The sequence below is a fragment of the Pseudomonas sp. R11F genome, assembly GCF_050312575.1.
Classification (GTDB): Bacteria; Pseudomonadota; Gammaproteobacteria; order Pseudomonadales; family Pseudomonadaceae; genus Aquipseudomonas; species Aquipseudomonas palleroniana.
The window spans coordinates 55,935-81,143 of the sequence record NZ_JBNPJU010000006.1 but is presented as its reverse complement, the minus strand read 5'-3'; the positions used below and the strand labels follow the sequence as shown (position 1 = coordinate 81,143).

General features: G+C 58.2%; 25 protein-coding genes. 11 read left to right on the top strand and 14 right to left on the bottom strand.

The annotated features are described in order from the left end of the window. Positions 1 to 72: 72 nt before the first annotated feature. Positions 73 to 1,086: a hypothetical protein gene (locus tag ACQRBV_RS01345; protein WP_411984512.1), complete on the bottom strand. Its 1,014-nt coding sequence runs from the start codon at positions 1,084 to 1,086 to the stop codon at positions 73 to 75. 108 nt (positions 1,087 to 1,194) lie between these two features. Beyond that, positions 1,195 to 2,520 (bottom strand): hypothetical protein, encoded by a 1,326-nt coding sequence (locus ACQRBV_RS01340; protein ID WP_411984513.1) that lies wholly within the window; start codon positions 2,518 to 2,520, stop codon positions 1,195 to 1,197. Between the two features lie 596 nt (positions 2,521 to 3,116). Between ACQRBV_RS01340 and ACQRBV_RS01335 the strand changes: the two genes are divergently transcribed. Then, a complete protein-coding gene (locus tag ACQRBV_RS01335; protein WP_411984514.1) occupies positions 3,117 to 3,482 on the top strand; it encodes a DUF6124 family protein in 366 nt (121 codons plus the stop codon). Between the two features lie 151 nt (positions 3,483 to 3,633). Here ACQRBV_RS01335 and ACQRBV_RS01330 read toward each other — a convergent pair whose 3' ends face one another. After that, entirely contained in the window at positions 3,634 to 4,713 is a 1,080-nt protein-coding gene (locus tag ACQRBV_RS01330) for an SDR family oxidoreductase (protein WP_411984515.1), read from the bottom strand. 74 nt (positions 4,714 to 4,787) lie between these two features. Between ACQRBV_RS01330 and ACQRBV_RS01325 the strand changes: the two genes are divergently transcribed. Both ACQRBV_RS01325 and ACQRBV_RS01320 read left to right on the top strand, forming a co-directional pair. Next, complete coding sequence (locus tag ACQRBV_RS01325) at positions 4,788 to 5,192, top strand: MerR family transcriptional regulator (RefSeq protein WP_060753175.1); 405 nt, start codon at positions 4,788 to 4,790, stop codon at positions 5,190 to 5,192. 128 nt (positions 5,193 to 5,320) lie between these two features. After that, positions 5,321 to 5,542 carry a hypothetical protein gene (locus ACQRBV_RS01320; protein ID WP_060753176.1) on the top strand — a complete coding sequence of 74 codons (222 nt, stop codon included), beginning with the start codon at positions 5,321 to 5,323 and terminating at the stop codon, positions 5,540 to 5,542. 76 nt (positions 5,543 to 5,618) lie between these two features. Here ACQRBV_RS01320 and ACQRBV_RS01315 read toward each other — a convergent pair whose 3' ends face one another. Then, positions 5,619 to 6,806, bottom strand: coding sequence for an MFS transporter (locus ACQRBV_RS01315; RefSeq protein ID WP_090366124.1), 1,188 nt, complete (start codon positions 6,804 to 6,806; stop codon positions 5,619 to 5,621). Between the two features lie 484 nt (positions 6,807 to 7,290). Between ACQRBV_RS01315 and mqo the strand changes: the two genes are divergently transcribed. Further along, positions 7,291 to 8,937: a malate dehydrogenase (quinone) gene (gene mqo, locus ACQRBV_RS01310; RefSeq protein ID WP_060753178.1), complete on the top strand. Its 1,647-nt coding sequence runs from the start codon at positions 7,291 to 7,293 to the stop codon at positions 8,935 to 8,937. Between the two features lie 66 nt (positions 8,938 to 9,003). On the opposite strand, the gene ACQRBV_RS01305 is transcribed toward mqo, so the two are convergent. Next, positions 9,004 to 9,717: an NADPH-dependent F420 reductase gene (locus ACQRBV_RS01305; RefSeq protein ID WP_411984595.1), complete on the bottom strand. Its 714-nt coding sequence runs from the start codon at positions 9,715 to 9,717 to the stop codon at positions 9,004 to 9,006. A gap of 50 nt (positions 9,718 to 9,767) precedes the next feature. Between ACQRBV_RS01305 and ACQRBV_RS01300 the strand changes: the two genes are divergently transcribed. Then, positions 9,768 to 10,664 (top strand): LysR family transcriptional regulator, encoded by an 897-nt coding sequence (locus tag ACQRBV_RS01300; RefSeq protein ID WP_411984516.1) that lies wholly within the window; start codon positions 9,768 to 9,770, stop codon positions 10,662 to 10,664. A gap of 128 nt (positions 10,665 to 10,792) precedes the next feature. Then, the gene (locus ACQRBV_RS01295) at positions 10,793 to 11,122 is read left to right on the top strand and encodes a YXWGXW repeat-containing protein (RefSeq protein WP_060753181.1); all 330 of its coding nucleotides are present in this window, start codon (positions 10,793 to 10,795) and stop codon (positions 11,120 to 11,122) included. Positions 11,123 to 11,129: 7 nt separating this feature from the next. Here the strand turns inward: ACQRBV_RS01295 and ACQRBV_RS01290 are convergent, their stop codons facing one another. The 5 genes from ACQRBV_RS01290 to ACQRBV_RS01270 all read right to left on the bottom strand — a co-directional run bounded on the left by ACQRBV_RS01290 (position 11,130) and on the right by ACQRBV_RS01270 (position 14,860). After that, complete coding sequence (locus ACQRBV_RS01290) at positions 11,130 to 11,474, bottom strand: hypothetical protein (protein WP_060753317.1); 345 nt, start codon at positions 11,472 to 11,474, stop codon at positions 11,130 to 11,132. A 100-nt stretch (positions 11,475 to 11,574) separates the two neighbouring features. Further along, entirely contained in the window at positions 11,575 to 11,970 is a 396-nt protein-coding gene (locus ACQRBV_RS01285; protein ID WP_104995849.1) for a PIN domain-containing protein, read from the bottom strand. Next, a complete protein-coding gene (locus ACQRBV_RS01280) occupies positions 11,967 to 12,224 on the bottom strand; it encodes an AbrB/MazE/SpoVT family DNA-binding domain-containing protein (protein WP_060753183.1) in 258 nt (85 codons plus the stop codon). The genes ACQRBV_RS01285 and ACQRBV_RS01280 overlap by 4 nt, the downstream gene beginning before the upstream one ends. A 286-nt stretch (positions 12,225 to 12,510) precedes the next feature. Beyond that, a complete protein-coding gene (gene ppnN / locus ACQRBV_RS01275) occupies positions 12,511 to 13,884 on the bottom strand; it encodes a nucleotide 5'-monophosphate nucleosidase PpnN (RefSeq protein ID WP_060753184.1) in 1,374 nt (457 codons plus the stop codon). Between the two features lie 151 nt (positions 13,885 to 14,035). Next, entirely contained in the window at positions 14,036 to 14,860 is an 825-nt protein-coding gene (locus ACQRBV_RS01270) for an aspartyl/asparaginyl beta-hydroxylase domain-containing protein (RefSeq protein ID WP_060753185.1), read from the bottom strand. Between the two features lie 263 nt (positions 14,861 to 15,123). On the opposite strand from ACQRBV_RS01270, the gene fabV reads away from it, so the two are divergent. Continuing rightward, positions 15,124 to 16,317, top strand: a complete 1,194-nt coding sequence (fabV, locus tag ACQRBV_RS01265; protein WP_411984517.1) for an enoyl-ACP reductase FabV — start codon at positions 15,124 to 15,126, stop codon at positions 16,315 to 16,317. Positions 16,318 to 16,463: 146 nt separating this feature from the next. Beyond that, entirely contained in the window at positions 16,464 to 17,087 is a 624-nt protein-coding gene (locus ACQRBV_RS01260) for an HAD family hydrolase (protein ID WP_198761434.1), read from the top strand. Here ACQRBV_RS01260 and ACQRBV_RS01255 read toward each other — a convergent pair. Beyond that, complete coding sequence (locus tag ACQRBV_RS01255) at positions 17,084 to 17,989, bottom strand: LysR family transcriptional regulator (RefSeq protein WP_198761435.1); 906 nt, start codon at positions 17,987 to 17,989, stop codon at positions 17,084 to 17,086. The two genes, ACQRBV_RS01260 and ACQRBV_RS01255, sit on opposite strands and share 4 nt — an antisense overlap. Before the next feature lie 103 nt (positions 17,990 to 18,092). Between ACQRBV_RS01255 and ACQRBV_RS01250 the strand changes: the two genes are divergently transcribed. Continuing rightward, a complete protein-coding gene (locus ACQRBV_RS01250; protein WP_411984518.1) occupies positions 18,093 to 19,262 on the top strand; it encodes an aspartate aminotransferase family protein in 1,170 nt (389 codons plus the stop codon). A 38-nt stretch (positions 19,263 to 19,300) separates the two neighbouring features. Here the strand turns inward: ACQRBV_RS01250 and punR are convergent, their stop codons facing one another. Continuing rightward, entirely contained in the window at positions 19,301 to 20,215 is a 915-nt protein-coding gene (punR, locus tag ACQRBV_RS01245; protein WP_060753190.1) for a DNA-binding transcriptional activator PunR, read from the bottom strand. 122 nt (positions 20,216 to 20,337) lie between these two features. Here punR and punC point away from each other — a divergent pair, with 122 nt between their 5' ends. Beyond that, positions 20,338 to 21,522 carry a purine nucleoside transporter PunC gene (gene punC / locus ACQRBV_RS01240; RefSeq protein WP_411984519.1) on the top strand — a complete coding sequence of 395 codons (1,185 nt, stop codon included), beginning with the start codon at positions 20,338 to 20,340 and terminating at the stop codon, positions 21,520 to 21,522. A 15-nt stretch (positions 21,523 to 21,537) separates the two neighbouring features. Here punC and ACQRBV_RS01235 read toward each other — a convergent pair whose 3' ends face one another. Then, positions 21,538 to 22,371 (bottom strand): nucleoside-binding protein, encoded by an 834-nt coding sequence (locus ACQRBV_RS01235; protein WP_161548800.1) that lies wholly within the window; start codon positions 22,369 to 22,371, stop codon positions 21,538 to 21,540. 158 nt (positions 22,372 to 22,529) lie between these two features. On the opposite strand from ACQRBV_RS01235, the gene ACQRBV_RS01230 reads away from it, so the two are divergent. Further along, entirely contained in the window at positions 22,530 to 24,032 is a 1,503-nt protein-coding gene (locus tag ACQRBV_RS01230) for a nucleobase:cation symporter-2 family protein (RefSeq protein WP_244384011.1), read from the top strand. Positions 24,033 to 24,201: 169 nt separating this feature from the next. On the opposite strand, the gene ACQRBV_RS01225 is transcribed toward ACQRBV_RS01230, so the two are convergent. Continuing rightward, complete coding sequence (locus tag ACQRBV_RS01225) at positions 24,202 to 25,134, bottom strand: proline iminopeptidase-family hydrolase (protein WP_060753194.1); 933 nt, start codon at positions 25,132 to 25,134, stop codon at positions 24,202 to 24,204. Positions 25,135 to 25,209 lie beyond the last annotated feature (75 nt).

Here is a 25,209-nt window from a genome sequence, read left to right as displayed (position 1 = left end):
GGCGCTAAAAGGCTCCCGCATCCCGTTGAGATGCGATCGCCATTTTGTGAATAGCACATGGGTAATGGAGCGCTACACTTCCGCTCTCAGTCGCTTGAGATAATCCGCCTTTGATTCAAGAAGGATTTTCTGAATTTTTGCTTCGAGATGGCGATATCCATTTCCCGTGATCATACCCACACGCTGATAGTGAACATCAATTTCTTTTTCTAGATATATGGAAAATGCTTCTTCAGAGGCTTTAATTGCTAATAATAACTTTTTCATGTTGGTATCCTCAATGCACCATTCAACTTTCCATTTTTCCACTAGCTCGAGCCATAAGCCCTCTATTGTGGAGTATAGCGCCCCTGAGTTTTGTAACGCTTGAACCGAGCTTCCGAATGCGGCGCGTGATGCACCTGGTCTAACCTTTTGCTCGATAATTTCGTGCGTAGCAGTTGCGAAGGTTATTGCGCTTTCAAACCAACGACGCAGTTGATCGAACGTGACCAATGTAAAGTTTGCTTCATGGGCAGCTATATGCCGAGCTGAAAATATATCTTGGATGTCACAGATTAGCTGATTGGCATCGTTAACAATAAGTTCTCCATATTCTATTTCATACTTGTCTGGATCATCAAGAATGGCATCTTCAGGTGGTTCTATAAATTCACGAATAGTCGACAAGCTATCCTTAAAGTTTCGATAGCCTGTGTCACCTTCAAATAGCGTGTCAAAATGTTTTATTATTTGATCAGCGCTGCTGATCCCCACGTTATGGCTGACCAAATCGCCAAAGGTTATCTCCTTACGACTCAGCGCTTTCGTAAGTTCAAAGTCAAATGTAAGGTCTTTGAACTTTTTTGCTCTTTCCAAGTATGGACTATCATCGCCATCAATCAGGATCTTCAAGCACGCTCGAGAAAAGGCTTCTATGCAAGATGCGATGGCCACTACATGGAGAGACATTTGATATGGTGCAGGAGAAACGAGCGAGGAGAATCCACTGTGCAGCGAAGCTAGCTCCGTCCAGCCAGCATACTCCCAGTTTTGAGTCCGAGATTTCTTTTCAGCGATGAAATTGAGTTGACTTTTTTTGGACATGCTTACCTCGCCCCTTCCTTAATGATGGAAAATTTCTCAAAGTGCTGCGATATGACGACGATAATTCCTAGCAGCGTCTGAAGGTTATCTGAGATTTCTTGCTTGTGTTTAAATTGGCTCAGCTGAACCGTTTAATATTGCGCGTATTGTTTCAACTGGGCGTTGAATATGGAACATGATTCTTAAAAATATACCATCCATAAGCGCCATTTCTTGATGTTCGTTACCTATATAAATAGCTTTGCCATTGTGACGGTAAGGGGCGAATCCTTGTTGATCAAGCTGGCTGGCCTCTCTGTTTGTGCCCTCACGTACCTTAAGTCCTGATGTAATAAGTTTTCCGAGTAGGGCGCTTATATTGAGTCCGATGCAAACATTTTTTCTACCAAATAGGATGTCAAATTTGTGATCTGACGAAATATTCAAGTTGAAGATGGGTAGAGCTAATGGATGTGTCATAGAATCGAATAATCTGAATCTTGGACTGTTTTTAGCTCCGTCGAAGTCATCAAACCATATGTTGAAAGCTATATGCCCTTTGCCGGCAAATGAATTTTTTGAGTATGAAGCTATGAATAAACAATCGTCGATTATATCTATAGCCCATCCCTTTGAGTCAGATTTTTCTAGAATTGCATTCAATTCATCATGCCAATCGGGCATGTAAATAAATTCGTCTGGAATGTGTATCTTTTGATTTGTATCTGGATCAAGTGATGATCCATTCGTCATGACCTCCTTCACGTGGCCCATCCTTTCCACCTGCCGAGACATTCTCTGCAGTTGCTTAATTCCAGATTTTCCATGTTCTTGTGCGAAATAGTGGAGTGAGCGTGGGCATCCACTTTTCGCAAAAAACTTCATGAACTCAAATATTTCATGGTTTTTTTTGCCCTCTTTGACTTCGCCAATTCCTAAGCCGCCGAGAGACCCCATCGTAATCAAGTCTCCAATTTGGATAAAAGAAGTTAAGTCGGAAATTAGTGAAAAGCTACCAGGGTCTCTGCTCATCGTTTGGTTGGCTGCTAAAACAACTGAGTTGAAATTTGACTGCTTCAGATCTATCGGTTGCTGCTCTTTGTAGAAGCGTCGGGCGTAGCAGAGTTGATTTCCAATCATCTGCCATGCCATGTTGTCCGCAATGCCTTTCAGTAAAACATCGTGTGAGTCTGTCAGGTTCTCATTGGATTGGATGATTTCAATGATCATATTCTGAGCCTCACACATTCCGGCATGTGCTGACGCTAGAAATTTCTTTCTTAAATCGGGATTTTCTTTTATATCCCCGGTTTTAATTTCGTCCCATGTAGATTTCGAGCCTTCGCTGGAAAACTCATAGAGTTTTCTTGCTAGCTCTTCCAAATGGCTATCAAGTGATACCGGGTGTAGTGCAGTAAAAGGATCGTATTCTGGTTTTTTTTTCTTGTTCGTCATGCATGGACTCCCTAGCTCCAAAATCAGATGACCGACTTTTCCAAGCGAATTTTTGGCCTATTTTGCCAAGTACACCGGATAATGGATGTCGGTACTGCCTAGATTCCGTTCATATGAAGCCTTAAGCATAGCAATGCGGCTAGTCTGTTGCATCTGATCAAATAGACCAAGCGAATCTAGGCGGTACGAAAGTGGTAAGAGTGGTTTGGAGTGATGCTACAGGCGCCGGAATATAAGGCCTGTAGGTTTAGGTGTTCCAATCCATCATCGGAGGGCAGCATGATCTAGTGGCCAGTCCAAAATAGTCTGGGAAATCTCCCACAATTTTCTCAGCTTGCCCCTCAGACCACCCCTCGCTAACCTCCCCAAACCGCTGCAAAACCAGCGGTCGGATGTGGAAGTCCGTACCAAGCTAAGACGCAATCGTCATAAACACCTGTCGGCGTTTTTTTACGTCTGTATCATGTGTTTCGGCGGCTGTGCGCGGGGCACTTCGGTGCGCCGGGTCCTTAGCCCTGGTCTTCCACACCTGCGTACAGCTGCCACCCTCATGTGGAAGTGAGTTGGCAGTTCCTGAATAGTTAAGGAGCTTCGCCATGTACAAGGTCACGCCTAATCCGCCGTATGCTTCAAACGCTGCACCCAATGACGCCAAGCTTCATGCAGCGGCTCAACGAGCGATTCATCATTATTTGCCGGCTTCCGACGACGTAGCGCCCACCGATCAACCACCCGGCAACCTATTCCTCGTTAGCCCCAACATCGACACCGAAACCCTCTTGGCCAACGCCTCCGAAAACCTCGAATCCGCCAACCAAATGGCCGCCACCCTGGCCTTCGATCTCGAAGACCCCCACCGCGCCATCGTCTTGGGCATCCAGCAGCTTATCGACCTGAGCGCGTTACTCGTCGACCGAGCCCAGGAGCAAGCTGCCCCTGCCGCCAGCAAAGCTAACGTCTGACAACTCCTCCCGCCGCCTTACCGCAAGGCGGCAGCCTGAACTCGTGTTGTCCCTTCGTTATTTCTTGTGTCTTTGAGGTCTACGATCCTCTGCAAGAAAGGACCCTTGAGCCTCAATGGAATACACGATCTCCGGATGCCCGCAAAGTAAGTCAACGAGTCTCGCCTGTGGCTACGCCCTGGACCTTGACGAACACCGCCGTACGCCGCAAAGCCTCACCTACATCCGGTTTGGCTATCCCATGCCTTTTGGCAAACTGCTCCACCGCCTCCGTATCAAAACGCGTGGTCTGAATGAAGTCCAAAGCCTCCACACTAGTATTCAAAAACCGCGCGACGGGAGGAATCTTCAGCAGCCATTTCAGCAATCGCAGCGGAATGTGATGCCTGGGAGGCTTCAAGCTGATCGCTTGCGCCACCTGTGCCAAAAGCTCGCGCAAGTTGGGCGTTTGGGCATCCAGTGCCAGCAGTTCCTGGCCTTTCATGGCCGGGTCAAAAGCACTGGCCACCACCAACTCGACCAGATAATCCACGGTGACCAGCGGCAGCCAGTGTTCGGCGGTGCCGGGCACGGCGGTCAGCTTTCCCTGCATAAGGCTTCGTATCAGCTCCATCAGTGGCTGACCTTCGAGGATATGGCCGGTGTGGCTGTGGCCACACACCGTGGCGGGATGGACGATGGTCACGTCTGCGCCCATGGCTGACATCAGCTCCAGGGTGGCAAAGTGTGCCTCCAGCTTGCTCCCCTCGTAAGCGCCGACGCGCCGGTAGAGGGCGGGCCAATCGGTCAGCTCGGGATGATGAGAATCAATGCCTATGCGTTGCAGGTGTTCATGGTTTTTCAGCATGAAGCCGCCGATCATCACGAACCGGCTTTTTTGCTCAGCCGCCAATAGCGCCACGCGCTTGGCGCCTTCCACATTCACGGCACGTGAATGCTCCAATGAGAGCCCCCAGGCAAAGTGGGCGCCCAGGTGAAATACCACGCTGGCTTGCCTCAGCCTTTCGCGGTCGGCAAGGCTCAGCCCGAGGTTGTCCTGCTCCAGGTCGCCAGCCACGGCAAATACCCGGGACGCGTTCCCTCCCAACTGGTCGACTTGTTCGCGCAGTGCGGCAAGGCGCTCTGGCCGACGCATCAACACCTGTACGGTGTGACCTTTTGCACTCAGGTGCGCCACCAGATGTTGGCCGATGAAGCCGGTACCCCCTGTGACGAAGCACTCCACGCTCATTTCTATGTTCCTTGGGTCAGGTGAGAAATCAAGCGTAAACTGTCGACCCAACTCTATAGTCAAGTGTTGTTTTCATGAAAATAGGCGAACTTGAGGCGCGCAGCGGTGCCAGCCGCCATACGCTGCGTTACTACGAACAGATCGGCTTGATCTCAGCGCAACGGCGAACCAACAATTATCGTATTTATACCGAGCAAACCCTGCAGGACCTGGACTTTATCCAGCGTGCGCAAAGCATGGGGTTTTCCCTCGGGGAAATAGGCGAGATTCTCGATGCGCAGCGCAACCAACTGATCGATTGCGCTGACGGCGCCAAGTTGATTGAAAAGAAGATGGCGCAGATCCAGCAGAAAATCGCCAACCTCCAAAGCATTTATCAGTATCTGGATCAAGAGCGCGCCAACCTTGAGGCCAGTGCGGCCAGGCAGCTTGAACTTCAGCGACTGAGCAACACTTCCCCTTCAACGCTTGGCGGCTAGATAGCGAAGGCGGCAACCTGAACCCCTGCTGTCGCGCAGTGAAATTTCATCATTCCCCGTGCCTTTGAAGTCTACGATCCTCTTCAAGAGAGGACCCACGCGCCTCCAGCCCACAGGGAACTGAAAACATGATCTCGAACCTCGTCAAAATCGTGATGGTTGCAGGCACGTTGCTGTTGAGCGCGTGTTCGTCCGGGTCGTCCGGCGTGAGTAGCGACCCGTGTTTCTCGGGCGGATGCCAGGCGTTTGGCGACCACAGCCCGAGCAAAGCCGCCAAGATGAATTTTGGCGGCAGTGGGCTGGGGAGCAGTTATGGGGAGTATGGGTCGGGGTTGTTGCATGATGATTGAGGAAGGCGGGGTCAGCCGTTAGTGTGTTGACTGACCCACTGCTCTCGGGAGCAAGCCCCCTCCCACCGTTGGCGTTTCAGTGGCCGCCTTTCATGCGGCGGGCGATGAGGTAGAGGCCCAGGCCGACCAGGGCGGTCGCCGCGCCGATGTAGCCGGTGCTTGTCCAGCCATAACCCGCCGTGATTGCCATGCCGCCGAACCACGGCCCCAGTGCGTTCGCCAGGTTGAACGCGGCATGATTCGACGCCGCCGCCAGGCTCGGGGCTTCGTGGGCGATGTCCATCAGGCGGATCTGCAGCGGTGCCGCCAGGGCCACCATGGTGCCGACCAATCCCATGCTCAGCAGTACGCTCCACAGTGACGCCGCCGCGAAGGGGAAGAACAGCAACACGGCCATCGACCACACCAATATCAAGCCCACCGCACGAAACTGCAGGCGGTCAAACAGCTTGCCGCCGGCAATGTTGCCGATGATCCCGCCCACGCCAAACGCTGCCAGCCCGAACGGAATCCACTGTGGCGACACTCGGGTCACTTCGAGCATGGTCGGGGCGAGGTAGCTGAATACGCAGAACATCCCGGCAAACCCGATGGCGCCAATCGACAGCGCCATCCACACCTGCGGTTTGGTGAACGCGCGCATCTCCTTGCGCGGGTCGCTGCGTTGTTCATCGTGGCGGTGCGGCACGAATTGCCAGACCAGCGCGATGGTGCACAAGGCAATCACGCTGACCAGCCCGAACGCCGAGCGCCAACCCAGGTGCTGGCCGAGGAAGGTGGCGATGGGGTTGCCCAGCAGCATGGCCAGGGTCAGGCCCATCATCACGCGGGCGACCGCGCCGGCGCGTTTGTCGTTGGGCACCATGCTGGAGGCGACCACGGCGGCAATCCCGAAGTAGGCACCGTGGGGCAGGCCGCTGATAAAGCGGAAGGCCACCAGCGAGCCGAAGGTCGGGGTGAAGGCGGTGGCGAGGTTGCCCAGGGCATACAGGCCCATCAGTAACAGCAACATGTGTTTGCGCAGCAACTTGGCGCCGAGAATCGCCAGCAATGGGGCGCCGACCATGACGCCCAGGGCGTAGGCGCTGATGGCGTGGCCGACTTGCGGTTCACTCAAATTCAGATTGTGGGCGATATCGGGCATCAAGCCCATGATGGCGAATTCGCCGGTGCCGATCGCGAAAGCGCCCACGGCCATGGCCGCTTCCATTTTGGCGGCGCTACGCGCGGGCAGCACATGCCCGGGTGTTTGCTGGATAGTCATGGGTAACTCTAGTTTGGATGGAACGCACGAAGGAGAGCCGTCGATGCTACGCAAGCGGCGGCGAAACTGTCTAGAACAGCCTTTTGCGTAAACGTTCCAACCCTGTGACTCCACGTCGCGCCTGCCAGGCTTGACACGCGCGCGCCAAAACCGGCGATTTAGAGCTGTCAATTGGCCAAACGACGCATAAACACTGTTCAGCGTGATATTCTGCACGCCGTCTTGGTCTAGTCTTGCCCTGGTGCGTACACCCGTATACGTCCCGGCGGTTGGCTGTCGCCCAGGTAGCTGAAGCCAATAATGATAAGAAGTCAGCGCAGAAGGGACATAACAGTGAGGCCGATCCAATCGGCCTTGTGTGCCCACCCTGCGGTCCTCATGTGATTGTGCGAACCCCGCGCTACGTTGCCTGACGTAGCGTGATCGAGGGTTGCCCAGGATCAGGGGCGGCGGGGCGGATGGCGTTTTATCATAGGTGCTACAGATGTTTAAGAAAGTAAACACTGCCCTGCTGGGGCTGGCTTTGTCGATGGGGATCACGTCCGTTCACGCGGAAGAGGCAAAGAAAGTCGATGTGCTGCTGATCGGCGGCGGCATCATGAGTGCGACCCTGGGTGTCTGGCTCAACGAGCTGGAGCCGGGCTGGTCGATGGAGATGGTCGAGCGTCTTGATGGCGTGGCCGAAGAAAGCTCCAACGGCTGGAACAACGCCGGTACCGGTCACTCGGCCCTGGCTGAGCTGAACTACACCCCGGAAAACAAGGACGGCGTCGTTGAGATCCCGAAAGCGATCGAGATCAACGAAGCGTTCCAGATTTCCCGTCAGTTCTGGTCCTGGCAGGTCCAGCAGGGCGTGCTGAAGAACCCACGTTCGTTCATCAACTCCACACCGCACATGAGCTTTGTGTGGGGCGATGACAACATCAAGTTCCTCAAGAAGCGCTACGAAGCCCTGAAGGCGAGCCCGTTGTTCGCCGGCATGCAGTACTCCGAAGACCCGGCGCAGATCGCCAAATGGGTTCCGCTGATGATGGAAGGGCGTGACCCGAACCAGAAAATCGCGGCCACCTGGTCTCCGATCGGTACCGACATGAACTTCGGCGAGATCACCCGCCAGTTCGTTGCCCACCTGCAAACCACGCCGAAGTTCGACCTGAAACTGTCGAGCGAAGTGCAGGACATCACCAAGAACGCCGACGGTTCGTGGCGTGTGAGCTACAAAAACCTGAAAGACGGCACCAAGACTGAAACCGACGCCAAGTTCGTGTTCATCGGCGCTGGTGGCGGTGCACTGCACCTGCTGCAGAAGTCGGGCATTCCTGAAGCCAAGGAATACGCAGGCTTCCCAGTGGGTGGCTCGTTCCTGGTGACCGATAACCCAGCCGTAGCCGAGCAGCACCTGGCCAAGGCTTACGGTAAAGCCTCGGTAGGTTCGCCGCCGATGTCGGTTCCGCACCTGGACACCCGCGTGCTGGATGGCAAGCGCGTGATCCTGTTTGGCCCATTTGCAACCTTCTCGACCAAGTTCCTCAAGGAAGGCTCGTACCTGGACCTGCTGACCAGCACCACCACCCACAACATCTGGCCAATGACCAAAGTCGGTATTCGTGAATACCCACTGGTTGAGTACCTTGCCGGCCAGCTGATGCTGTCGGACGACGACCGCTTCAAGGCACTGCAAGAGTACTTCCCGAACGCCAAGAAAGAAGACTGGCGCCTGTGGCAAGCCGGTCAGCGCGTGCAGATCATCAAGCGTGACGAAGAGCAGGGCGGCGTCCTGAAACTCGGTACCGAAGTGGTCAGTTCCGAAGACAACACCATCGCCGGCCTGTTGGGTGCATCGCCAGGCGCGTCCACCGCGGCTCCGATCATGCTGACCGTGCTGCAGAAAGTGTTCAAGGACAAGGTGGCGACCCCTGAGTGGCAGGCCAAGCTGCATCAGATCGTACCGAGCTACGGTACCAAGCTGAATGACAGCCCTGAGGCGGTTGCCAAGGAATGGGCCTACACGGCCGGCGTCCTGCAACTGACCCCTCCGCCAGCCATCCCGCAACTGGCCGCACCAAAGGCCACCGAGGCTGCCAAGCCTGCGGCTGAGCCGAGCAAGCCTGCATCCGACCTGGCGCTGTAAGCCAAGCCTGATGTAAACAGCCCGCTGAACCGGTGACGGTCAGCGGGCTTTTTTGTGCACGGGCGTTTACCGGCGGGTGCGTTCGACGGCAGGCAGTTCAACGGTACGTTCGGCCTTGGCCAGCGCGGCTTCCAGGCCCGCCTTATCAAGCGGGATGCAGTACGCGGGTTTACCCCGTTCAAAGCACCAACTGTCATCCAGCCCGCCGGCATCCACGGCATCGAAGCCGAGTTCGTCGAGCAAGCTGATCACCTGCGCCTTGGCGGCCGTATCGTCCGCAGCCACCGGCAGGGCACGCCGGTCCGACGCACCGTGGGGGCGAGCGTCCTGGGTCAGGTCGGGGGCAAATATTGCGTTGAACACCTTCACCACCTGCGCGTGCGGCAGGTGCTCGGCGAGCAGCCGGCTGGTGGTGGTTTCAAAGCGGTCCAGCGCCGGGATATGCCCGTCACGGTTCGGGTAGTAGTTATTGGCGTCCATCACCACCTTGCCCTCCAGCCATTGCGCCGGGACGCTGCGGTAGTGCTTCAGGGGGATGGCCACCAGCACCACATCGCCAAATCGGGCGGCATCCTCCGCGCTGCCCACCTGCACGCCCGGGATACCGCTGAGCACGCTGCTCATGGTTTGCGGGCCACGGGAGTTGCTCAACATCACCTCATGCCCGGCGGCCAGGGCCAACTCGGCCACGGCCCGTCCGATAAAGCCTGCGCCTATTACGCCAATCTTCATGTCCTTGCTCCTGTGAATGGGGGAGCGGTTATGATGATTGGCAATCAACTGTCGATAAACGAGCGTTTTGGGGTCGATGTTGTTACTGGGAGTAGGCAATGATGGACCGTCTTTCAAGCATGCACGCCTTTGTCATGGCCGCCGAGTCGGGCTCCTATGCACGTGCCGCCGAGCGTTTGAATATGTCGCCGCAAATGGTCGCCAAGCATGTCACCGCGCTGGAACAGCGCCTGGGTGCGCGCCTGCTTAACCGCACCACACGCCGGCAAAGCCTGACGGAACTGGGGACTGCGTACTACGAGCGTTGCAAGCACATCCTCACCGAAGCCGACGCCGCCGACTCGCTCGCGCAGATTATGAACGACACGCCGCGTGGCAAGCTGAGGATCACCGCCCCGGTAACGTTTGGCTCCTATAGCCTGATGCCACTGATCACGGCGTTCCTGCGTGATCACCCGGAGGTGGAAATCGACCTGCACCTGACAGACCGTTTCGTCGACCTGGTGGAGGAAGGTTATGAGGTTGCCTTTCGCATCGGCCCGCTGGCCACCACCAGCCTTACGGCGAGGCCTTTGGCACCTTATCGCCTGGTGGTCTGCGCGGCACCGGCTTACCTCGCGGCACGCGGTACACCGCTGATACCGGCAGACCTTGAGCAGCATGAATGCCTGGGTTACGCCTACTGGTCGCGCCCGGCAGATCGCAAATGGCTGTTTCACCAAGGTGCGGCCACTCACGAGGTGGAGGTTTCCAGCCGTTTGCGGATCAATGAAAGCCGGGCCTTGATGTCGGCTGCGCTGGATGGTTTTGGTATTGTCCTGGGCCCCGAGGATTTCTTGCGTACGGCGCTGGCCAGGGGCGAGCTGGTGCGTGTATTGCCGGCCTTCGACGCACCGAGTCGCCCGATGCACCTGGTCTACACCGCAAACCGGCAGCGCACGGCCAAGCTACGGCGTTTTGTCGAAGCCGTGGTGCAACGTTTTGGCGCGCCTTAAGGCGCCCGCCGTTCAGCCCGCCGACAGACACTACCTGTTAAAAAGAACTCAGAGCCAAGCAGGAGCGAGGCTGCAGGAAGGGGGAATTTTCAGCGTGTTTGTGGGGCGATAACGCCCGAGGATTTTTTATGTTGCTACGTTATGCGGCATTGGCGGCAGTCGTCGTCGCGGCGTCCGGGTGTGTGCAAGAGCGTGTGGTGCATGAGCGCGGGCCGGTACAACGTGAGTATGTCGAGGTCGTTGCGCCGCAACCGCCGCCGGTTCAAGTGATCGAGGTCGAGCCGCCGGTACGTTACGGCTATGTCTGGTCGCGCGGTTACTGGCGTTGGCAGGGCGGGCGTTACGTGGCGGTGCATGGCCACTGGGAGCCGGTACGCGAAGGCTACCGCTATGTGCATCCGCACTGGGTGCAACGTAGTGACGGCTACCACTGGCAGGGTGGTGGCTGGGTCCGCTGAGTCTGGGCTAGCTCGGCTTCTGGGTACCTAGAAGCCGAACCTCGCGCAGCAATGCGGCGCCGAGTTGCTCGGTGCCCAGCTCCCGATAGCCCACGGCCTTGATGTCGCCGTTTTCTTCGGCCTGGATGATGATCACCGGCGTTTCCTTGCCGGTGGCCTCGTCGATGTGCAAGGCGTACTGCGGGATATCCACTTTGATCGGCGTACCCGCCGCCTTGCCTTTCACGTTGATCAGGAAGGCCGCACAGCCCGTATCGACATCTACGCTGGTGGCAGAACGGCCGCTGACGAAACAGCTTTGCGGCAGATCGGGCCAGGTGATGCTGTCGGCAATGGCCAGTGCAGGGGCCATGCTCAAGATTGCGAAAAGCAGCTTGCGCACGTGAGTGTTTCTCTTGATCAGGTCTGAACGCGGTTTTACCAAAGCCTGGGCGCTACCGCAACGCGATGGCTCAGTTCAGGCGTTTCATCCCGGTGGCCTTGGCTGCATCCAGATCAAATGTAGCGGTGTATTCACACCCTGCCGAATGGGCGCAGCGCTCGATCAGGCAGTCGGCAAAATCGGCCTTGCTCGCGATGAATCGCCGCAGTGCCTGCCAAACGATTTCCGCCTGTTCGATGATCAATTCGCGGGTGCGCAACAGCGTCTCCAGAACCGTCACCAATTCACTTTTGGTGCATTGGTAGCAGCTTTGTAAAACCCACACCAATTCCACTACTGACACCAGGCCGACAAAGCCTGGCGAAAGCGTGGTGAGCGATTCGATCAACTCGCACGCCTTGGGGGATTGCACGGGGTCATCCTGGGTGACGTAGCGCACCAGCACATTGGTATCCAGGCCGATCATCCGGCTTTTGCTCCTTGCGTGGCGATGGCGCGGTTCATTTCTTCGATCGAGACCGCCTTGGCAGGTTTGCGGACCAGGCCCTTGAGGTCGTGTACGGTTTTGCTGGCGGCAATAATGGAAAACCGGCCGTCTTCCATTTCGACGAACTCTACGCGGTCTCCGGTTTCCAGGCCCAGGGCTGTTCTGACCTGGACCGGAATGGTGATTTGCCCTTTTGAGGTCAGTGTGGCGGTTGCCATATTGAATATCTCCATCGTTATGCTCCTTACCTTAGGGTAAGGAATTATGGAGGACAAGATCCGTTGGTCCATAGGTGCTCTGCTGGTATGAGTTGATCGGGACAGTTAAAAAACATAGCCCGATTTATTCGGTCGACACGCCCGAAAACGCCTGCAAAGAGATACAGCATATGACCGACCGCCTTTTCCCACGCGGGCATTGCGCCCTGGACCACGGCCGGGGTGGCCGAACTGGCGCACCCCGGCCCGCGGGTGGAAATCAAGGGTGTGGCGATGCTGCGCGGATTACTCAGCCAGCTTTTTATTGAACCACGCGATAACACGGCACATACGCCGCGCCACCCGGTAGTTTCATGCGGTGTTGGGCTACGAATGCCTTCAACAGCTCATCCAGCGGTTTCATGATGGCCGGGTCACCATGGATCTCGTAAGGGCCGTTCTGTTCGATCAGGCGGATGCCTTTATCCTTGACGTTGCCGGCCACGATCCCGGAAAACGCGCGGCGCAGGTTGGCGGCCAGTTCATGCGGCGGCAGCGCGTGGCTCAGTTGCAGGCTGGCCATGTTGGCGTGGGTCGGGTCGAACGGGCGCTGGAAGCCTTCGTCGATCTTCAGCAGCCAGTTGAAGTGGAACGCGTCGTTGCGTTCGCGGCGGAACTGCTTCACAGCCTTGAGGCCGGCGGTCATCTGCCGTGCCACTTCGGCTGGGTTGTCGATGATGATCTGGTAGTGCTTCTGCGCCGCCTCGCCGAGGGTGGCACCGACGAACGCGTGCAATTGTTCCAGGTAGGGCGCGGCGTGTTTCGGCCCGGTGAGGATCACCGGGAAGGGCAGGTCCTGGTTGTCCGGGTGCATCAGGATGCCCAGCAGGTACAGGAACTCTTCGGCCGTACCGGCGCCGCCCGGGAAGATGATGATGCCGTGGCCGACGCGCACGAAGGCTTCCAGGCGTTTTTCGATGTCCGGCAGGATCACCAGCTCGTTGACGATCGGGTTCGGCGCTTCGGCGGCGATGATGCCGGGCTCGGTCAAGCCCAGGTAACGGCCGTTGATGATGCGTTGCTTGGCGTGGGAAATGGTCGCGCCTTTCATCGGGCCTTTCATTACGCCCGGGCCGCAGCCGGTGCACACGTCAAGGCTGCGCAGGCCCAGTTCGTGTCCGACTTTCTTGGTGTATTTGTATTCTTCGGTGTTGATGGAGTGGCCGCCCCAGCACACCACGATCTTCGGTTCGACCCCGGCGCGCAGCGTACGGGCGTTGCGTAGCAGGTGGAACACGTAGTCGGTGATGCCTTGGGAGTTGCTCAGGTCGATGCGCTGGCTGTCCAGCTCGTTCTCGGTGTAGATGATGTCACGCAGGGCGCTGAACAGCATCTCACGGGTGCTGGCGATCATTTCGCCATCAACGAATGCGTCGGCCGGGGCATTCAGCAGCTCCAGGCGCACGCCGCGATCCTGCTGGTGGATGCGCACTTCAAAGTCTTTGTAGGCGTCGAGGATGGTCTTGGCGTTGTCGATATGCGCGCCGGTGTTGAGGATGGCCAGGGCGCATTGGCGGAACAGGGTGTAGATGCTGCCGGTGCCGGCTTCACTCAGTTGTTGCACTTCACGCTGGGACAGGGTTTCGAGGCTGCCCTTGGGGCTGACGGAGGCATTGATGACTTGACGTTGGGGCATTCTGATTCCTTGAAAGCACAGCCATCGCCTGCCACGGGAGCGGCGATGGCCTGAGAATGGTGGGCGCCCGAATTCGGTCGCACTGGACGGTTATTCTGGCCGCCTCACAGGCTGGGCGCAAACACCGTCCGGCACCATCATGCCGCAGAACTTACTGAATCAGCTTCCAGTTTTTGTAGAAAACCCGACGCAGGGTGAAGACCAGGCCGGCAAAGCCCGAGATCACGGCGTTGAGCACGCCCGGCAGCGGGGTCGGCCGCACGATGTCGATGAACAGGCAGTAGCGTTTTGCATCGTTTTTGTTGAAGGACGCATGCATCAGCGTGTCATCGAAAATAAACAGCGGGTCGTCGTGCCAGTAGTGCTTGTGCTTGCCCACCTGGATGTAGACGCCTTCATGGTGCGGTGCCGGTGCCATGTTGTAGAGCACGCGGAACATCATGCGCAGGGGGCCGAAGTGGAAGGAGGTCGAGCGGTTCTCGTTGAATACCGAGACGCCGATGGTCTTCACAAATGGCAGCTTCTTGCGCAACTGCGGGATATCCAGGGTGGTTTCGATCGGTCGGCCGTACCATTGGAAGAACAACATGCCGCGTTTCTTCTCGGCCATGCGCTCATCCAGATAGCTGATGATTTCATCCTTGTTGGCCATGGCGTCATCGATCACCTGTTGCAGGTCCTCACGCCAGGCCGGCGGCAGGTCGCGCATGGTGTAGACGTGGCGGTTGCGGCTGCTCAACAGGTCGAACAAGGTGTTGAACGGGGCCAATATCCACGTATTGCGGCCGTTGCCGATGAAATACTTTTTGATGGTGTCGCGGTCATACAGGCCGTTGCGCAGGAAATCGTACAGGCCGCAGAACACCACCAGCAGCAGAAACACCAGGCTGGTGCGCGGGAAACAGTAGATAAACAGCAGAACGCCAAGCACCCAGGCAACTGATACCAGCTTTTTGCGAACAGCACTTTTACTCATGAAACATGGCTCCGGACCCGAAACAAAACGAAACAATCCGTCATGATAGGACTTTATAGCGGCGCCTGGCGGTTTAAATATTGCGAATTTGTGAAGCCCCGGTACATTTTTTTACAAGTGCGCTGGCCTTTATGCATTGAATTTTGAGAACAGAAGATTTGCGTCTATCGTGACGCTTCGGTTTTTCGGACGTCATAGACCGGTACGATTGAAGTTGAATGGCCACCATTGGCCTTCGGCACCTTGGAAGAGGCAGAATTTTTATGATCATCAAACCGCGGGTTCGTGGCTTTATCTGTGTGACCGCTCATCCTGTTGGCTGTGAAGCGAACGTCAAAGAGCAGATCGACTACGTAACCCAGCACGGCACCATTGAAGGCGGTCCAAAAAAGGTGCTGGTCCTCGGCTCCTCCACCGGTTATGGCCTGGCCGCGCGTATCAGCGCTGCGTTTGGTTGCGGCGCCGCCACCCTGGGCGTGTTTTTTGAGAAAGAAGGCGAAGACGGCAAGCTGAGTTCCGCCGGCTGGTACAACAGCGCCGCGTTCGAGAAGTTTGCCGTCGAAAAAGGCCTGTACGCCAAGAGCATCAACGGCGACGCATTCTCCGACGAGATCAAGCGCCTGACCATCGAAACCATCAAGAAAGACCTGGGCAAGATCGACCTGGTGGTCTACAGCCTGGCCGCACCACGCCGTACCGACCCGCAAGGCGTGGTGCACAATTCCACCCTCAAGCCAATCGGCAAGGCAGTGACCCTGCGTGGGATCAACACCGACAAAGGCGTTGTCGTCGACACCACCCTTGAGCCTGCCACCCAGGAAGAAATCGACGGCACCGTGAAAGTCATGGGCGGCGAAGACTGGCAGCTGTGGATCGACGCCCTGCGTGACGCCGATGTGCTGGCCGAAGGCGCCAAGACCACGGCCTTCACTTACCTCGGTGAGAAGCTGACCCAGGACATCTACTGGAACGGCTCTATCGGCGAAGCCAAGAAAGACCTGGACAAGAAAGTCCTGACCCTGCGTGACAACCTCGCTGCGCTGAAGGGCGACGCCCGTGTGTCGGTACTCAAGGCCGTGGTCACCCAGGCCAGCTCGGCCATCCCGATCATGCCGCTGTACCTGTCGCTGCTGTTCAAAGTGATGAAAGAGCAGGGCACTCACGAAGGGTGCATCGAGCAGGTCTATGGCCTGTTCAAGGACAGCCTGTACGGCAAAGAGCCTAAGCTGGACGCCGACGGCCGCCTGCGCGCCGACCTGGCTGAGCTGGAACCGAAAGTCCAGGACGCCGTGGCGGCCCTGTGGAACCAGGTCACTGATGAAAACGTCAACGAGATCAGCGATTTTGCCGGCTACAAGGCGGAATTCCTGCGCTTGTTCGGCTTTGAAATCGACGGCGTGGATTACGAAGCCGACGTGAACCCGACTGTGAAGATCAATGGCCTGATTCAAGCCTGAGACGCAGCCTGAAAGTGGGAGGGGGCGTACCCCTCCCGCTTTTCCTTGTCTGAAATTGGAAGTTTCCTACCTTCCCTCGCGCTCCCCCCCTTGCTCACAATCTGCCAGACTCCTACGGCTATCAAGCCACGCTAACGGAGGATCTGATGACGATTCGTGCAGTCGTTTTTGATTTTGGCGGTGTCCTGTTCGACTGGAGCCCGCTGCATCTGTACCGCAAGCTGATTGCCGACGATCACGAACGGCAATGGTTTCTCGACAACATCTGCACCCAAGCCTGGAACACCGAGCAAGACGCTGGTCGTACCCTGGCGGAGGGCACCCGCAGCCTGATCAGCCAATACCCTCAACATGAACCCCTGATCCAGGCCTACTACGATCGCTGGCACGAGATGTTGCGTGGCCCGCTGCCGGAAGGCGTGGCGATTCTCGAAGCGCTGCATGCAGCCGGCATGCCGTTGTTCGGGCTCACCAACTGGTCCGCCGAAACCTTCCCGTATGCGCGCGCCAACTACCCGTTCCTGCAACGTTTTCGCGACATCGTGGTGTCAGGCGAGTTGAAGCAGATCAAGCCGGATGCGGCGATCTATCACGCCAGCCTGGACCAGGTGCGTGCGCATCTGCCGGATATCCAGCCAGGCGAAGTGGTGTTTATCGACGATGTCGCCGGCAATGCCGAGGCGGCTGTTGCACTCGGCTGGCAGGGCATTCACCACGTGTCGGCCGAGCGCACGGCTGCGCGTCTGCGCGAGTTGGGCGTGGCGTTCTAGCGCGCCCACTTTTCCATGACGAAGTCGACGAACGCGCGCAGTTTGGGCAGGCGATAGCGATCCTGGCGGTAAAGCAGGTGCATGGGGCGGCAGGGCAGTTGATAGTCGGTCAACAGCGCCACCAGTTTTCCGGCCTGCAGGTCGGGTTGTACGAGGGCATCAGGCAGCATCACGATGCCCATGCCCTGGACCGCCGCCTGGTGCAGGCCTTGGGAGCTGTTGATCGTCAGCGAGCCGGACACGGCAACTTCCACTTCGCCTTCCTGGCCGGTCATGCGCCATAGCTTGTCGGCATTGCGCCAGTCGTCGGTCGAGGGGTAAGCGAACGCCAGGCAATCGTGCTGTCGCAGGTCCTCAGGCACCTGCGGCGTACCGCGTCGCGCCAGGTAAATGGGCGAGGCGCAGAGGGTCAGGGTGTAGTCGCGCATGGGCCTGGCGATCAGGCTTGAGGGTTCCAGCTCGCCCAGGCGAATCGCCACGTCGAAGCCGCTGTCGACCAAGTCCATCCGTTGATTGTTCAGGACCACGTACAGGTTGATCAGCGGGTAGCGTTGGGAAAACTCGCTCAAGGCCGGCGACAGTCGTTCGGTGCCGAACACCGGGGGGGCGGTGATGCGTAAGGTGCCTTTGGGGACGTCGCTATGAGCTTGTTCCGCCCACTGCTCCGAGTCAGCCACCAGCCCGAGCACTTCCAGGCAACGCTGGTAGTACTGCCCGCCGAATTCCGTAAGGCTCTGTTTGCGCGTGGTGCGTTTGAGCAGGCTGACCCCCAGCCTCTGTTCCAGGGCACGCAAGTGGTTGCCTACCATGGTGGTCGACATGCCGCAGGCGTGGGCGGCGGCGGTCATGCTGCCGGCCTCCACCACCTTCACGTACACCGTCATTGCCTGGAACAGATCCATTATCAAGCCCTGATTTAAAGTCCTTGCACGATTGCACAGTTTATCCAGCATGAGTGGCTAACGATACTGCATCCATCACAACGATGCACTGGAGCCTGCCACCATGACCGCCGCCTGCCTGATGGACACTTACCAACCCTTGGCCCTGAGTTTCACTCGTGGCCTGGGCACGCGCCTGTGGGACCAGCAGGGCCGTGAATACCTGGATGCGGTGGCCGGTGTGGCGGTGACCAATGTCGGGCATTCCCACCCGAAACTGGTGACGGCCATCCGTGAACAAGCCGGTTTGTTGCTGCACACCTCCAACCTCTACAGCATCGACTGGCAACAACAGCTGGCTCGGCGCCTGGCCCAGTTGTCCGGCCTGGACCGTGCATTCTTCAACAACTCCGGCGCCGAAGCCAACGAGACGGCGCTGAAGCTGGCGCGGCTGCATGGCTGGAAAAAGGGCATAGAGCAGCCGTTGGTGGTGGTGATGGAAAACGCCTTTCATGGGCGAACCCTCGGCACCATGGCGGCCAGCGATGGGCCATCGGTGCGCTTGGGTTTCCAGCGCTTGCCGGGGGATTTTCTCAAAGTGGGCTTTGGCGACATGGCGGCCCTGGAAGCGCTTACTCAACAGTTCGGCCCACGTATCTCGGCCGTGTTGCTGGAGCCGATCCAGGGCGAAAGCGGCGTGCTGCCTGCCCCGTGCGGCTACCTGAAAGCCCTGCGTGAGCACTGCACGCGCCACGGCTGGCTGATGATGCTCGATGAAATCCAGACCGGCATCGGCCGTACTGGCACCTGGTTTGCCTTCCAGCATGAAGGCATTACCCCGGACGTGATGACCCTGGCCAAAGGCCTGGGCAACGGCGTGCCCATCGGTGCTTGCCTGGCGCGTGCCGCCGTGGCTCAGTTGTTCACCCCGGGCAGCCATGGCAGTACCTTTGGGGGTAACCCGTTGGCCTGCCGTGTGGGCTGCACCGTGCTGGATATTATTGAAGAGCAAGGCTTGCTGCAGAACGCCGCGCAACAGGGCGAACGCTTGTTGGCGCGGCTGCGGGTGGAGTTGAGCGAACACCCGCAGGTGCTGGCCATTCGCGGGCAGGGCTTGATGATCGGCATCGAGCTGGCCCGCCCTTATCGCGACCTGGCCCAGCGCGCCGCCCAGGAACATGGGCTGTTGATCAACGTGACGCGGGGCAAGATTATCCGTCTGTTGCCGCCATTGACCCTGGAGGGCAAGGAGGTCGATATGATCGTGCGGGCAATCAGTCGCCTATTGGGCTGAAATGCCATCATCCTGTGGGAGGGGGCCATCATCGTCTTCTAAAGGTCGTGCCCGTTGAGCCACTCCTGGTTCAGGGTCTCGGTATCGCCCAGGTACTCCAGCAGCCACGCCATGGCCGGCGACAGTTTGTTCTGGGCCCAGGCCACGCACGATGGGCTGGCCGGGAACGGTCGGTGCAGTTGCAGCGCGACCAGTTCGCCGCGTTCGATCCACGGCAATACCTGATGCGCCGGCGCCATGCCCACGCACAGGCCGTCACGCAGGCAATCGAGCGCCGAGGCCCAGTTGGGGACCACCAGGCGCCGTTGGTTGTCCAGGGTCCAGGTGTCGCGCTTGGGCAGGTTGCGCGAAGTGTCGGTCATGCACAGTGAGGCGAACGGGCGCAATTGATCGTCACTGAGCAAGCCCTCAACCGCCGCCAACGGGTGCCTGGCGCTGGCCACGCACAACCAGTTCAACAAGCCCATGTCGCGAAAGGTGAAGTGGCTGGCCACCGGCACCGCACTGGTGGCGCCGATCACAATGTCGGTGCGTTCATCGGCCAGGGCGTCCCACACGCCGTTATACACTTCGTACTCCAACAGCAATTCCACTTCGGGAAACTGCCGGTAGAAGTCCAACACCAACTGACGGCAGCGCTGGGGTTTGACGATGGAGTCCACGGCGACTTTCAATTGGCCGCTCCAGCCATTCGCCACTTGCTGGCACAGGCGCCGGGTACCGAGCATTTTTTTCATCACACCGCGAGCTTCGTCGATGAACAGCCGACCGGCCGGGGTCAGTTCGACATCGCGATGGCGTCGCACAAACAGCGGCACCGCCAGCCACTCTTCAATCTGACGCACCGTATAGCTGATGGCCGACGGTACGCGGTGCAATTCCTGGGCGGCGGCGCTGAAGCTGCCATGGCGTGCCACGGCATCGACGACATCCAGGGAGTATTCGGACCACATGGGAATTGCCTTCAAAAATATTGATATGAGTGTCCAATTATTATCGCTTCACAGCAAAACTGTCAGCTTCATAATGGACGCCGGTCAACAAATAGTTTGATGGCAAGTTCTTAAAGGTTTCGATGAAAAATTCGTTGGGTTTTACTGGGTATCTGGCGGGGCTGAGCATGCTCGGTTATCTCGCCATGGATATGTATTTGCCGGCGTTCGGCGCCATGGGCGAGCAGTTGCAGATTGGTGCGGGGGCCGTGGGCGCCAGCTTGAGTATTTTCCTCGCCGGTTTTGCCGTGGGGCAATTGCTGTGGGGGCCGTTGTCTGACCGCCTGGGGCGCAAGCCCATCCTGCTCACGGGCCTTGGCCTGTTTGTGTTGGGCTGCCTGGGCATGTTCTGGGTCGAGACCGCGCCGCAGTTGCTGGCATTACGCTTTATCCAGGCGATTGGCGTGTGTTCCGCCGCCGTGAGTTGGCAGGCCCTGGTGATCGACCGCTATCCGGCTGACCAGGCTCACCGTGTGTTCGCCAGCATCATGCCGCTGATGTCGCTGTCGCCGGCCCTGGCGCCCTTGTTGGGGGCCGTGGTGCTGAATCACTTTGGCTGGCAGGCGATCTTCGGGGTCTTGCTGGGGGTGTCGCTGTTGTTGCTGCTGCCGACGCTGTTCCTGCGCAAGATGCCGACACATCAGACAGGGCAGGGTGAGCCTTCACGCCTTGGCTACGGCCAACTGCTGACCTCCCGTGTGTTCACCGGCAACGTGATGATCTTCGCCGCGTGTTCCGCCAGTTTCTTCGCCTGGCTGACCGCTTCCCCCTTCATCCTTGGCGGCATGGGCTATAGCCCGAATGACATTGGCCTGAGCTATGTGCTGCCGACCTTGGCGTTTCTGATCGGTGGCTACAGCTGCCGCAGTGCACTGCAGCGTTACCAGGGTAAAACCCTGCTGCCCTGGTTGCTGCTGGCCTATTGCATCAGCATGGCGGCGTTGTACCTGGTCGCTACGTTGACGGGGCCGACCCTCACCACGCTGTTGATTCCGTTCTGCCTGATGGCGCTGGTCAACGGTGCCAGTTACCCCATCGTGGTGGCGAATGCGCTGATGCCGTTTGCGGAAAATTCCGGCAAGGCGGCAGCCCTGCAAAACACCCTGCAATTGGGGCTGTGCTTTCTCAGCAGCCTGCTGGTCTCGTCGATGCTTGAACAGCCGCTGCTGATTACCGTGATCGTGATGCTGGCGACCGCACCGCTGGCGGTGTTGGGTTACTGGCTGGCGCGGCGCAAGACGGATGATTCGGAATTGGCCAGTGCTTGAGCTGGGTTCCTGCCGTTAGAACGTCACTTCCATATTCAGCGTCGGCGTGGATGTGCGGCTACCCCTGCCGCCGTCTACGCCGAATTTGTTGTACCAGTACTCGTAGCCCACCCCGAGATACAGGTTTGGCTTGACGCTTTTGCCCGGCCGCACCGCCACCATCAGCGCCGTGCGCATCAAGGCTTCCGGGGCGGTGTCGCGGCCGTGGTAGTCCTCGCCTTTTTCCCCGACGTAATTGATGAAACCCTGGAATTTGGCCGCGTGGCTGGCGACTTCAAACGGGCGCATCCACGCAAGGTTGAGCATGTAGGTATCGTCGAAGGTGTGATTGGATTCTTTCGCGCCGGGGATGCCGGTGTGGTTCCTTTCCTTGTAGTACATCAGGCTCAGGTCCAGCACGCCGACGGTGTTGAATTTCAAGGTCGGGCCGATCACCAGCGCGCGCTTCCTGGCCGAGGCGAAGTTGTTGTTGCGGTTGGCATCGAAGCCCAGGGTCAATGCGTAGTCCTTGACCAACCCGGTGCCGAGCGGCACGTCGAATACCCGTGAAGCGTACAACTGGTGGCGGTAGACGGCATACACCTCACTGCCACCCTGGTCGGTGCCCTTGCGTGGATCGCGGCTGTCGGAAAGGAACACATCGAGATTCAGGTAGTTGCTGCCGTACTGGTAGCCGCTGGCGTGGGTGAAGCTGTAGATGCGCTTGCTGAAATCATCGGGGTTGTTCGGGTTGGTGAAGTGTTCACCGTAGCGAAATCCCACGCTGTTGTTCATCCATTCCAACGCCACGGCCTCCCCGCCGCCGAGGAGGGTGAGGGCAACGGTGGCGCCTTGCAGTGTTTTTTTCATTGTTATAGGTCCTGTGGCGTTCAGGCTCGTGACGGCCGGATTATTTTTGTAACGCCGTTGGAGGGTATCTTGTTCGATTGATTGTATACAACTCTATGGACATCCAGTCCTAACATTGCATACAGTGCTCGCACAACAAAAACAGAGAACCCCTCACCATGACTATCCCGAAGGCGTCATCGCAGCGGCCGGAAGATGAAAATCTCGGCGTCGCCGCCAACATGGCTTACGGCCTGCAGCACGTGCTCACCATGTACGGCGGCATTGTCGCGGTACCGTTGATCGTCGGTCAGGCAGCCGGGTTATCCCCGGCAGATATCGGTCTGCTGATCGCGGCATCCTTGTTTGCCGGTGGTCTGGCGACCTTGTTGCAAACCCTTGGCCTGCCGTTTTTCGGTTGTCAGCTGCCGCTGGTGCAGGGTGTGTCGTTCGCTGGCGTGGCGACGATGGTGGCGATTGTTGGCAGTGATGGCGCCGGTGGCGTGCCGGCGATTCTCGGGGCGGTGATGGCCGCATCGTTTATCGGGTTGTTGATCACCCCGGTGTTCTCAAGGATCACCAAGTTCTTCCCGCCGCTGGTGACGGGCATTGTCATCACCACCATCGGTCTGACCCTGATGCCCGTTGCGGCGCGGTGGGCCATGGGCGGCAATAGCCGTGCAGCCGATTTCGGCAGCATGGCGAACATCGGCCTGGCCGCGCTGACCCTGGTTCTGGTGCTGCTGCTGAGCAAGATCGGCAGTGCGACCATTTCGCGCCTGTCGATCCTGCTGGCGATGGTCATCGGCACCGTCATCGCGGTATTGCTTGGCATGGCGGATTTTTCCGGGGTGACCCAGGGGCCGATGTTCGGTTTCCCGGCACCTTTCCATTTCGGCGTACCGACTTTCCATGTGGCCGCGATCATCTCCATGTGCATTGTGGTCATGGTGACGTTGGTGGAGACCTCGGCGGATATCCTCGCCGTGGGCGAGATCATCGATACCAAAGTCGATTCCAAGCGTCTCGGTAATGGCCTGCGGGCTGACATGCTGTCGAGCATGTTCGCGCCGATTTTCGGGTCTTTCACGCAGAGCGCGTTCGCACAGAATGTCGGGCTGGTGGCGGTGACCGGTGTGAAAAGTCGTTTTGTGGTGGCCACGGGCGGGGTATTCCTGGTGGTACTCGGCTTGCTGCCCTTCATGGGGCGGGTGATCGCAGCCGTGCCGACCTCGGTACTGGGAGGCGCTGGTATTGTGCTTTTCGGTACCGTGGCGGCCAGTGGTATTCGCACCTTGTCCAAGGTCGACTATCGCAACAACATGAACCTGATCATCGTCGCCACTTCGATCGGCTTCGGCATGATCCCCATCGCCGCGCCGAGTTTCTACGATCACTTTCCTGCCTGGTTCGCGACGATTTTCCATTCGGGGATCAGTTCGTCAGCGATCATGGCGATTTTGTTGAACCTGGCGTTCAACCACTTCACCGCCGGTAACTCGGACCAGCAATCGGTGTTCGTGGCGGGGACGGAGCGCAGTTTGTGCTTCCACGATGTGGCGGCGTTGCGCGATGGGGATTACTTCAGTGGCGGCAAGTTGTTTGACGCTGAAGGGAAGGAGATTCCGTTGGTGGCCGATGCCCCCAGGAAGGCCGTAAGACCTGAAGCCACCAACGTCTGATGTAGTGAGCGGGCTTGCCCGGCGCTGGGGGGCGAAGCCGCCCTAAACCTTGCCGCTGCGGTGTTTCAGGAAGACAGCGGTGTTTGGTTTTGGGGCGGCTTTGCCACCCAGCGCGGGGCAAGCCCGCTCACTACAAGGGTGGGGCAAAGCCCGCTCCCACATTTGGATCTCAACTGGCTTTCAGTACGTTGTGCGGCACCGAACACGCCTCATCCAGAAACTTCACCACGGTCCCCATGCACGCCTGGCGTTCTTCCACGTGGGGCATGTGGCTGGAATCTTCGAACAGTGCCCAGCGCACGTCCGCGATCTCATCCAGGAACGGCTTGACCACCAGCGGCGTGGCCTCGTCGTGCCGACCGGAGATCACCAGCGTCGGTACGTTGATCGCCGACAGGCGGCCGATCACGTTCCAGTCTTTCAAGCTGCCGATGACGTGAAACTCGGTCGGGCCGCTCATGGCGTGGTACACCGTCGGGTCTGAATCGACCTGGGCGAAGGTACGCGCCACTTCTTCCGGCCATGGGTTGACCCGGCATACGTGCTGGTCATAGAAAATCCGCGAAGCGGCTACGTATTCCGGGTCCTGGTAGCTGCCGGCCTGTTCATGCTTGAGCAGGGTTTCATGCACGCCTTCCGGCAACAATTTGCGCAGGCGGTTGGCCTCACTGACCCAGGTACGCATGCAGGTCGGCGAGTTGGCCGGGATAAAGGCACGCAGGCCCTTGGGTTGCAAAATCGCGTGTTCGCTGCCGAGCATACCGCCCCAAGATTGGCCGAGGATCGCGTAGTTATCGCTGATTTGCAGGTGGTCCAGCAGGTTGTTCAGTTCTTCGAGGAACAGGCTGATGGTCCAGAACGACGGGTCTTTGTCGGGCAAGTGGGTGGAGCGGCCATTGCCCAGTTGGTCGTAGTGAATGACCGCGTGGCCGCTGGCGGCGACGTCCTTGAAGGCGTCGACATAGTCATGGGTGCAACCAGGGCCGCCATGGATGACCACCAAGGGAGTGCGGCCGCTGCTCAGGTCGCCGGTGACGCGGTACCAGGTCTGGTAGGCGCCAAAGGTTGCATAGCCTTCGCGGACTTTGTCGATGAATTCCATTTCGTACCCTGCTGTGAAAAAAAGGATCAGGGACACGATAGTCTGCACGCAAAATTTAGGTAACTAGCAAAACAG

Excerpts from the sequence above, each read along its gene's own strand:
- ACQRBV_RS01340 (WP_411984513.1), bottom strand. The coding sequence starts at position 2,520 with ATGACGAACAAGAAAAAAAAACCAGAATACGATCCTTTTACTGCACTA.
- ACQRBV_RS01250 (WP_411984518.1), top strand. The coding sequence starts at position 18,093 with ATGACCGCCGCCTGCCTGATGGACACTTACCAACCCTTGGCCCTGAGT.
- ACQRBV_RS01235 (WP_161548800.1), bottom strand. The coding sequence starts at position 22,371 with ATGAAAAAAACACTGCAAGGCGCCACCGTTGCCCTCACCCTCCTCGGC.
- ACQRBV_RS01300 (WP_411984516.1), top strand. The coding sequence starts at position 9,768 with ATGATGGACCGTCTTTCAAGCATGCACGCCTTTGTCATGGCCGCCGAG.
- ACQRBV_RS01285 (WP_104995849.1), bottom strand. The coding sequence starts at position 11,970 with ATGATCGGCCTGGATACCAATGTGCTGGTGCGCTACGTCACCCAGGAT.
- ACQRBV_RS01315 (WP_090366124.1), bottom strand. The coding sequence starts at position 6,806 with ATGACTATCCAGCAAACACCCGGGCATGTGCTGCCCGCGCGTAGCGCC.
- ACQRBV_RS01325 (WP_060753175.1), top strand. The coding sequence starts at position 4,788 with ATGAAAATAGGCGAACTTGAGGCGCGCAGCGGTGCCAGCCGCCATACG.
- fabV (WP_411984517.1), top strand. The coding sequence starts at position 15,124 with ATGATCATCAAACCGCGGGTTCGTGGCTTTATCTGTGTGACCGCTCAT.
- ACQRBV_RS01255 (WP_198761435.1), bottom strand. The coding sequence starts at position 17,989 with ATGGATCTGTTCCAGGCAATGACGGTGTACGTGAAGGTGGTGGAGGCC.
- ACQRBV_RS01230 (WP_244384011.1), top strand. The coding sequence starts at position 22,530 with ATGACTATCCCGAAGGCGTCATCGCAGCGGCCGGAAGATGAAAATCTC.
- ACQRBV_RS01345 (WP_411984512.1), bottom strand. The coding sequence starts at position 1,086 with ATGTCCAAAAAAAGTCAACTCAATTTCATCGCTGAAAAGAAATCTCGG.
- ACQRBV_RS01260 (WP_198761434.1), top strand. The coding sequence starts at position 16,464 with ATGACGATTCGTGCAGTCGTTTTTGATTTTGGCGGTGTCCTGTTCGAC.
- ACQRBV_RS01335 (WP_411984514.1), top strand. The coding sequence starts at position 3,117 with ATGTACAAGGTCACGCCTAATCCGCCGTATGCTTCAAACGCTGCACCC.
- ppnN (WP_060753184.1), bottom strand. The coding sequence starts at position 13,884 with ATGCCCCAACGTCAAGTCATCAATGCCTCCGTCAGCCCCAAGGGCAGC.
- punC (WP_411984519.1), top strand. The coding sequence starts at position 20,338 with ATGAAAAATTCGTTGGGTTTTACTGGGTATCTGGCGGGGCTGAGCATG.
- ACQRBV_RS01225 (WP_060753194.1), bottom strand. The coding sequence starts at position 25,134 with ATGGAATTCATCGACAAAGTCCGCGAAGGCTATGCAACCTTTGGCGCC.
- ACQRBV_RS01330 (WP_411984515.1), bottom strand. The coding sequence starts at position 4,713 with ATGAGCGTGGAGTGCTTCGTCACAGGGGGTACCGGCTTCATCGGCCAA.
- mqo (WP_060753178.1), top strand. The coding sequence starts at position 7,291 with ATGTTTAAGAAAGTAAACACTGCCCTGCTGGGGCTGGCTTTGTCGATG.
- punR (WP_060753190.1), bottom strand. The coding sequence starts at position 20,215 with ATGTGGTCCGAATACTCCCTGGATGTCGTCGATGCCGTGGCACGCCAT.
- ACQRBV_RS01270 (WP_060753185.1), bottom strand. The coding sequence starts at position 14,860 with ATGAGTAAAAGTGCTGTTCGCAAAAAGCTGGTATCAGTTGCCTGGGTG.
- ACQRBV_RS01280 (WP_060753183.1), bottom strand. The coding sequence starts at position 12,224 with ATGGAGATATTCAATATGGCAACCGCCACACTGACCTCAAAAGGGCAA.
- ACQRBV_RS01295 (WP_060753181.1), top strand. The coding sequence starts at position 10,793 with ATGTTGCTACGTTATGCGGCATTGGCGGCAGTCGTCGTCGCGGCGTCC.
- ACQRBV_RS01320 (WP_060753176.1), top strand. The coding sequence starts at position 5,321 with ATGATCTCGAACCTCGTCAAAATCGTGATGGTTGCAGGCACGTTGCTG.
- ACQRBV_RS01290 (WP_060753317.1), bottom strand. The coding sequence starts at position 11,474 with ATGGCCCCTGCACTGGCCATTGCCGACAGCATCACCTGGCCCGATCTG.